Below are 6,126 nucleotides of genomic sequence, written 5' to 3' on the forward strand. Positions count from 1 at the left end.
ACCAATTTGCTGCCACCGCAGTAGGGCAGTCTATTCTCGGACAGCCTCCTAGGAGCAACGGGACAGACAGAACGGCAGAGAATAGACCTGAGTGGTATCAGAATAAAGACATATCCTCCTCAGCAATGGCAATACGCTCTGGGTCTTCCGGTGGTCTTTCCGGGACTTTCGGTTTTTGTGCGTCAAGGATCGTACCAAAAGAGTCAGACCCAAATCCCAGCAGCGGCCTGATGAAAGTCGCTATGTCGGTGCCTTGGCAAGCCTGTTCAAAAGTTGCCAGTGCTTCTTCAAAGGTCTTTCCGCAATAGAGGGAATAAGGGTGAATTCCGGGGAATACCTCGAATTCATCATTCCCCAGGTACTGGATGCTTTGGCGGTGATGATCTAATTTAAATTGCCATTCACATTGGCAGGGGTTCAGCATCTTGAGGAAAAACATACCATCATCAAGTTGACCAGCATGTATTGAACCAGGGTAACGAAAATGTCTGAATCCCTTATTCAAAGATTGATGATATTCACCTTGATAAAAATTATTGAGATCACAAACTCCTGTAATCTCTTTCAGGGTATTACCACATGCTTCGCAATCCGTCTTCCTCAATTTGCCATCTGCACACCGGAAGTATTTCCCAAAATGGTCAAGAGAGGTTCGAGGGTTCTGAATTTCAAGTTTTTCCATATTCCGAAATACCAGTGAAGGCGAACCTGTTGCCGCTAAGCTGGTATCGGAGTCCACCAGGCTGGGTGAATATTTGATTAACAACTCTGATCCGGACCGGGAATTATCAGCCTGTGGTATCGCGGCAGAAGCCCCGGGAACAACGGTAGTCGACAGGTTGTTAAACTTTCCCTGATCGGCTGTTATTGGGGTAATCTCTTGGTTTGATTGTGCTGGCAGCGCCGTTTGGCAATCATTAACAGGAGTCATAAATTAAAGTTCCTCTCATAAAAATTTCACTAAGTTCATGGCCATTTGCTTTTCAGGCAACTCTGAAAATTGGTGCAGCCTGCAAACAAGATAGTTTAAATTTCATTTGGTCATATAATCTAACCTTATACTTCAATGAAAATTCCCCAAATTTGTCTTGCACCCCCTGAATTTAAAAACTATTTTACTATGATCCGGAAAGCTCCTTAGAAATTCTTGCGCCAGGAGCTGGCAGGTTTATTTTTCCTACCTGATCAACTTGACTCTTTGAGGCGTAACTGTAGATCAAAAAAACCATATTGAATGCGGAAGTACTTATCGTTTATCAAAGCCCGATAGCTCTTATAAACTTTTTTTAAAGACTTCATTCGCTTCTGATTATGGTGATTATGGTCAGGATTTAAATGCAGCTTTGGTTGACAGCCCTGAAGTTATTGGCACTGAATTTGCGATTTTCAGAAATAGAGATAAATATAAATTTCTCACGAATGACGATTTTAAATTTGTTTCACGAGAAGATGGTAAATCTATCCTTAATCCCTTTGAAAGTGATGGGTTCGAATATTATGGTGTTGCCATGGAATATGCAGCAGGCTCTACACTGGAAGATACTTTTAAAACCAGGCAGCCATTCTCCATAAAGGAGGCAGTAGAGTTAGCATATAAAATCAGCAGAGGTTTATACCAGATTCATCAGCAAGGCATAATTCATCAGGATATAAAACCAGACAACATAGTCTATAACGAAGAAACAGGAATGTTGAAAATTATCGACTTTGGCATGAGTACACTCAATGATTACTGTGATGTATACCATGGCTGCCATGAGTATATGGCCCCGGAGTTGTCTTTTTCTGAAACCAAGGGGAGGGTACCCAGGCATGACAAGAAATGTGATTCCTGGGGACTTGGAATGACTATGTTGACAGTAATTTGCGGGTCTTTGCCAGGGGATTTTAATTTTCCATCCCGATTTCCTTATTCATGCCCGGCAAATAATCATCTCTTTTCTCAAGAGCAGGAGGAAACTAAAAGAAATGCGATAAATTCAACGCTTAAAACGTTGGGATATGACCCGAGCAAGTATAAAGAGCTCGTATCCATTATTCTCCAATTGATAGCCCATGACCCTGCAGAACGGATGAGTGTAGAAGATGCATTCATTAATCTGGAAGCGTTGCAGTTGAAGATAAATAGAAAGTTCGGTGTTAAGTAGTTGGCCAAATAGAATCGTATATTTCTGGCTAAGTCGGCAGTTGCTATGCAAGGCACAACGTACGGAGCATAGCCGAAGCTATATGACCGGACTTGTAACGTCGCAGAATGACTGATCACTTAGTCAGAAAATATGATTTCATTTGGCTAACTACTTATGTGAAGCCCGGAGTCCGACCCGGATTGACCCTCATTGACCCGCATTGCAAGGAAAAGTTTTCTTCGTGACTAAATCGTTTTGTTATTCTTTTCCATGAAAAGGGAAACAACAAAAGACTCACACCACAGCTCCCATTTCAGGTCTACCTCAATGCAGTACACTCAGTAAGTCCTTCTGTCAGGCATACTCAACGTTCGCAGCATGCTTGCCAAGCCACTGTCTAAGCTCCAGCACCAATTCATCACTGGGGCTGACCAGCCATTGCTCACCAAGCATCAGGCTGGCCCGGGCATCGTCCCGATGGTAATCAATCCTGACCGGAAGTTGCCCCGGCTGCCCGCCCAGAATGGACGACAGTTTTCTTTCAAAATGACCGTCAATCTGCTCATAAGAAACGTCAAGAACCAGACGACGGGCATAATGGCTGCGGGCATCCACTACTTTCATCACTTTCTTCGAGCGGACTTTCAGGCTACCGGAGTAATCATCAAAGGTGACTTCCCCTTCCACCACCAGCACCGCGTCTTTATGCAGCAGGTGTTGAGACTCGGGAAACACATCGGCAAACACCGACACCTCAATCCGTCCGGTGCGGTCATCCAGGGTAACAAACGCCATTTTGTCCCCCTTCTTGTTTTTCATCACCCGCATATCCACCACCAGCCCGGCAATGTTCTGACTATCGCCACGGGCAGGCTGCAGGTCCTTGATACGGTTGCGGATAAAGTGCCGGATTTCACTTTCGTATTCATCAATGGGGTGACCGGTCAAATAGAGCCCCAGGGTATCCTTCTCGCCACCCAGACGAACCTTATCCGTCCATTCGCTGGTTTTCAGATAAGTGTCATAAACAGCCTCTTCTCCGGCGGGTACCAAGGCACCAAACATATCCATATGACCGGAATCCATGCTTTTGGCCGCCTGATCCGCCGCCTTGATCGCCTCGAGTTGACTCGCTTCCAGCACGGCACGGTTGAAATTCAACTGTTGCGGCATTTCCGGAACTGGTCCAAGCAGGTCCAGAGCCCCGGATTTGATCAATGCCTCCAGCACCCGCTTGTTGATGCTTTTGCCATCCACCCGCTCACAGAAGTCAAACAGGTCCTTGAATGGCCCTCCGTCATTACGTGCCCTGACAATCGCCTCAATAGGGCCTTCACCCACCCCCTTGATGGCGCCCAGCCCATAGACGATATGCCCATCGTCATTCACGCCGAACATATATTCGCCGCTGTTCACGCTGGGCGGCAGCACGGTCAGCCCCATATCCCGACACTCTTCGATAAAGGTCACCACCTTATCGGTATTCTGCATATCGGAGCTCATGACCGCCGCCATAAACTCCGATGGATAGTGAGCCTTTAACCACAGTGTCTGGTAGGAAACCAGGGCGTACGCAGCCGAGTGGGATTTGTTAAAGCCGTAACCAGCGAACTTCTCCACCAGGTCAAAGATCTTCATGGCCAGCTCACCATCAACCCCCTGGCTGATAGCGCCCTGTTCAAAGACTGCCCGCTGCTTGGCCATCTCTTCCGGCTTTTTCTTACCCATGGCCCGGCGCAGCATATCCGCGCCACCCAGGGTATAACCGGCCAGCACCTGGGCAATCTGCATAACCTGCTCCTGATACAGGATAATGCCGTATGTGGGCTGCAAAATAGGCTTAAGCCACTCGTGCTGATACTGGGCATCCGGGAAAGAGAGTTCCTCCCGGCCATGCTTACGATTAATGAAGTTGTCCACCATCCCTGACTGCAACGGACCAGGACGGAACAGGGCTACCAGGGCGATAATATCTTCAAAGCAGTCTGGCTGGAGGCGCTTGATCAGATCTTTCATCCCACGGGATTCCAGCTGGAAGACTGCGGTGGTTTCAGCCCGCTTCAGCATGTCATAGGAGCTTTTATCTTCAAGATCGATGGCTTCAATGGCCAGAGGCGCTTCACCCCGCTGCGCCCGGCGGGGGTTAATCAGCTTCAGGGCCCAGTCAATAATGGTCAGCGTACGCAGACCCAGAAAGTCGAACTTCACCAGGCCCGCGTATTCCACATCATTCTTGTCATACTGGGTTACCACCCCTTTACCGTGCTCATCACAGTAAAGTGGAGCAAAATCCGTCAGTTTGGTGGGGGCAATAACCACACCACCGGCGTGCTTACCGACATTTCGCGTGACCCCTTCCAGCTTAAGCGCCATCTCCCAGATTTCAGCCGCCTCTTCATCGGTCTCCAGAAACTCCCGGATCGCTTCTTCCTGCTCGAAGGCCTTACTGAGCGTCATACCGATTTCAAAGGGGATCATTTTAGAAAGACGATCCGCCAGACCATAAGATTTACCCTGAACCCGGGCCACATCCCGCACCACCGCCTTGGCCGCCATGGTACCGAAGGTGATGATCTGGGAAACCGCATTTCGCCCATAGGTTCGGGCCACATAATCAATCACCCGGTCACGCCCTTCCATACAGAAGTCAACGTCAAAGTCGGGCATCGACACCCGCTCAGGATTCAGGAATCGCTCAAACAGCAGGTCATATTTAATCGGGTCCAGATCGGTGATTTTCTGGGCATAGGCCACCAGAGACCCGGCACCGGAACCACGGCCCGGCCCAACGGGAATACCATTATTTTTAGACCACTGGATAAAGTCCATAACGATCAGGAAGTACCCCGGGAACCCCATCTGAAGAATGGTATTCAGCTCAAAGTCCAGTCGGTCCCGGTAGATTTTTTCGGTTTCCGGAAAGTCCGGTGCCGAAGTATCAAACAGAAACGCCAGACGCTCCGTCAGGCCATCATGGGAAAATTCACGGAAAAACTGATCCATGGTTTTACCTTCCGGCACGGGATATTCCGGCAGAAAGTACTCACCCAGTTTGACATTAATAGAACAGCGCTGGGCAATGGCAACGGAGTTTGCCAGTGCTTCAGGAATATCCGAAAAGAGCTCAACCATCTCTTGTTCAGACTTCAGGTACTGCTCTTCACTGTAGCGATGTTCACGGCGGGGATCATCCAGAACCACACTTTCTCCGATGCAGACCCTGGACTCATGGGCTTCGAAATCATCCCGGGTCATAAACATCACATCATTGGTGGCCACCACCGGACAGTTGAATTCTGCGGCCAGATCCACGGAACCATGAACGCACTCTTCATCCCCTGCCCGGTTGGTACGATGCAGTTCCAGGTAGAAACGATCAGGAAACGCCCCCATCCACTCCCGCAGTAACTCACCAGCCAGCGGCTTTTTGCCCGATAACAGTGCCCGACCAATCTCACCTTCTCTGGCACCGGAGAGAGCAATCAAGCCCTCTGATTGAGCCATGATCCACTCGCGTTTGACCAGTGCTTTTTCATGGTGTTGATTTTCCATAAACGCCCGGGAGATCAGCTCGGTCAGATTGTGATAACCCTGCTCATCCATACACAGCAGCACCAAACGGGACGGAGCATGGGCATCCGCCGGATTTTCCACCCAGAGGTCAGCGCCACAAATGGGCTTGATACCCGCACCCATGGCTCCCGAATAAAACTTCACCAACGCACAGAGGTTGGACTGGTCGGTCACCGCCACCGCCGGTGTGCCAGAGCCGGATATTGAGCTGATCAGCGGTTTTATACGCACCAGCCCGTCGCTGAGGGAAAACTCGGTATGCACCCGTAAGTGGATAAATCGTGATGTCATGGATGAAGGAAGTCCTGAATGGCAATCAGGTAATGATAACAATGAAGGGAAACAGCTAACAAATTAATATTTATCTGTCTTTCACCACCCCAATCAGGAATATACCGACTCATATAAAATGCCTAAAACTCGA

General features: G+C 48.8%; 3 protein-coding genes. 1 reads left to right on the top strand and 2 read right to left on the bottom strand.

Features of this window, described 5'->3' with window-relative positions; translation table 11 throughout:
- Positions 1-97: 97 nt before the first annotated feature.
- Positions 98-931 carry a hypothetical protein gene (locus KDK15_RS18990; protein ID WP_257296967.1) on the bottom strand — a complete coding sequence of 278 codons (834 nt, stop codon included), beginning with the start codon at positions 929-931 and terminating at the stop codon, positions 98-100.
- A 412-nt stretch (positions 932-1,343) separates the two neighbouring features.
- On the opposite strand from KDK15_RS18990, the gene KDK15_RS18995 reads away from it, so the two are divergent.
- On the top strand, positions 1,344-2,147 hold the full coding sequence (locus tag KDK15_RS18995) for a protein kinase (RefSeq protein WP_257296968.1): 804 nt from the start codon (positions 1,344-1,346) through the stop codon (positions 2,145-2,147).
- Between the two features lie 336 nt (positions 2,148-2,483).
- On the opposite strand, the gene dnaE is transcribed toward KDK15_RS18995, so the two are convergent.
- Positions 2,484-5,993 carry a DNA polymerase III subunit alpha gene (gene dnaE, locus KDK15_RS19000; RefSeq protein ID WP_257296969.1) on the bottom strand — a complete coding sequence of 1,170 codons (3,510 nt, stop codon included), beginning with the start codon at positions 5,991-5,993 and terminating at the stop codon, positions 2,484-2,486.
- Between the last annotated feature and the right edge of the window lie 133 nt (positions 5,994-6,126).

The sequence above is a fragment of the Endozoicomonas sp. YOMI1 genome (assembly GCF_024606345.1).
GTDB lineage: Bacteria > Pseudomonadota > Gammaproteobacteria > Pseudomonadales > Endozoicomonadaceae > Endozoicomonas.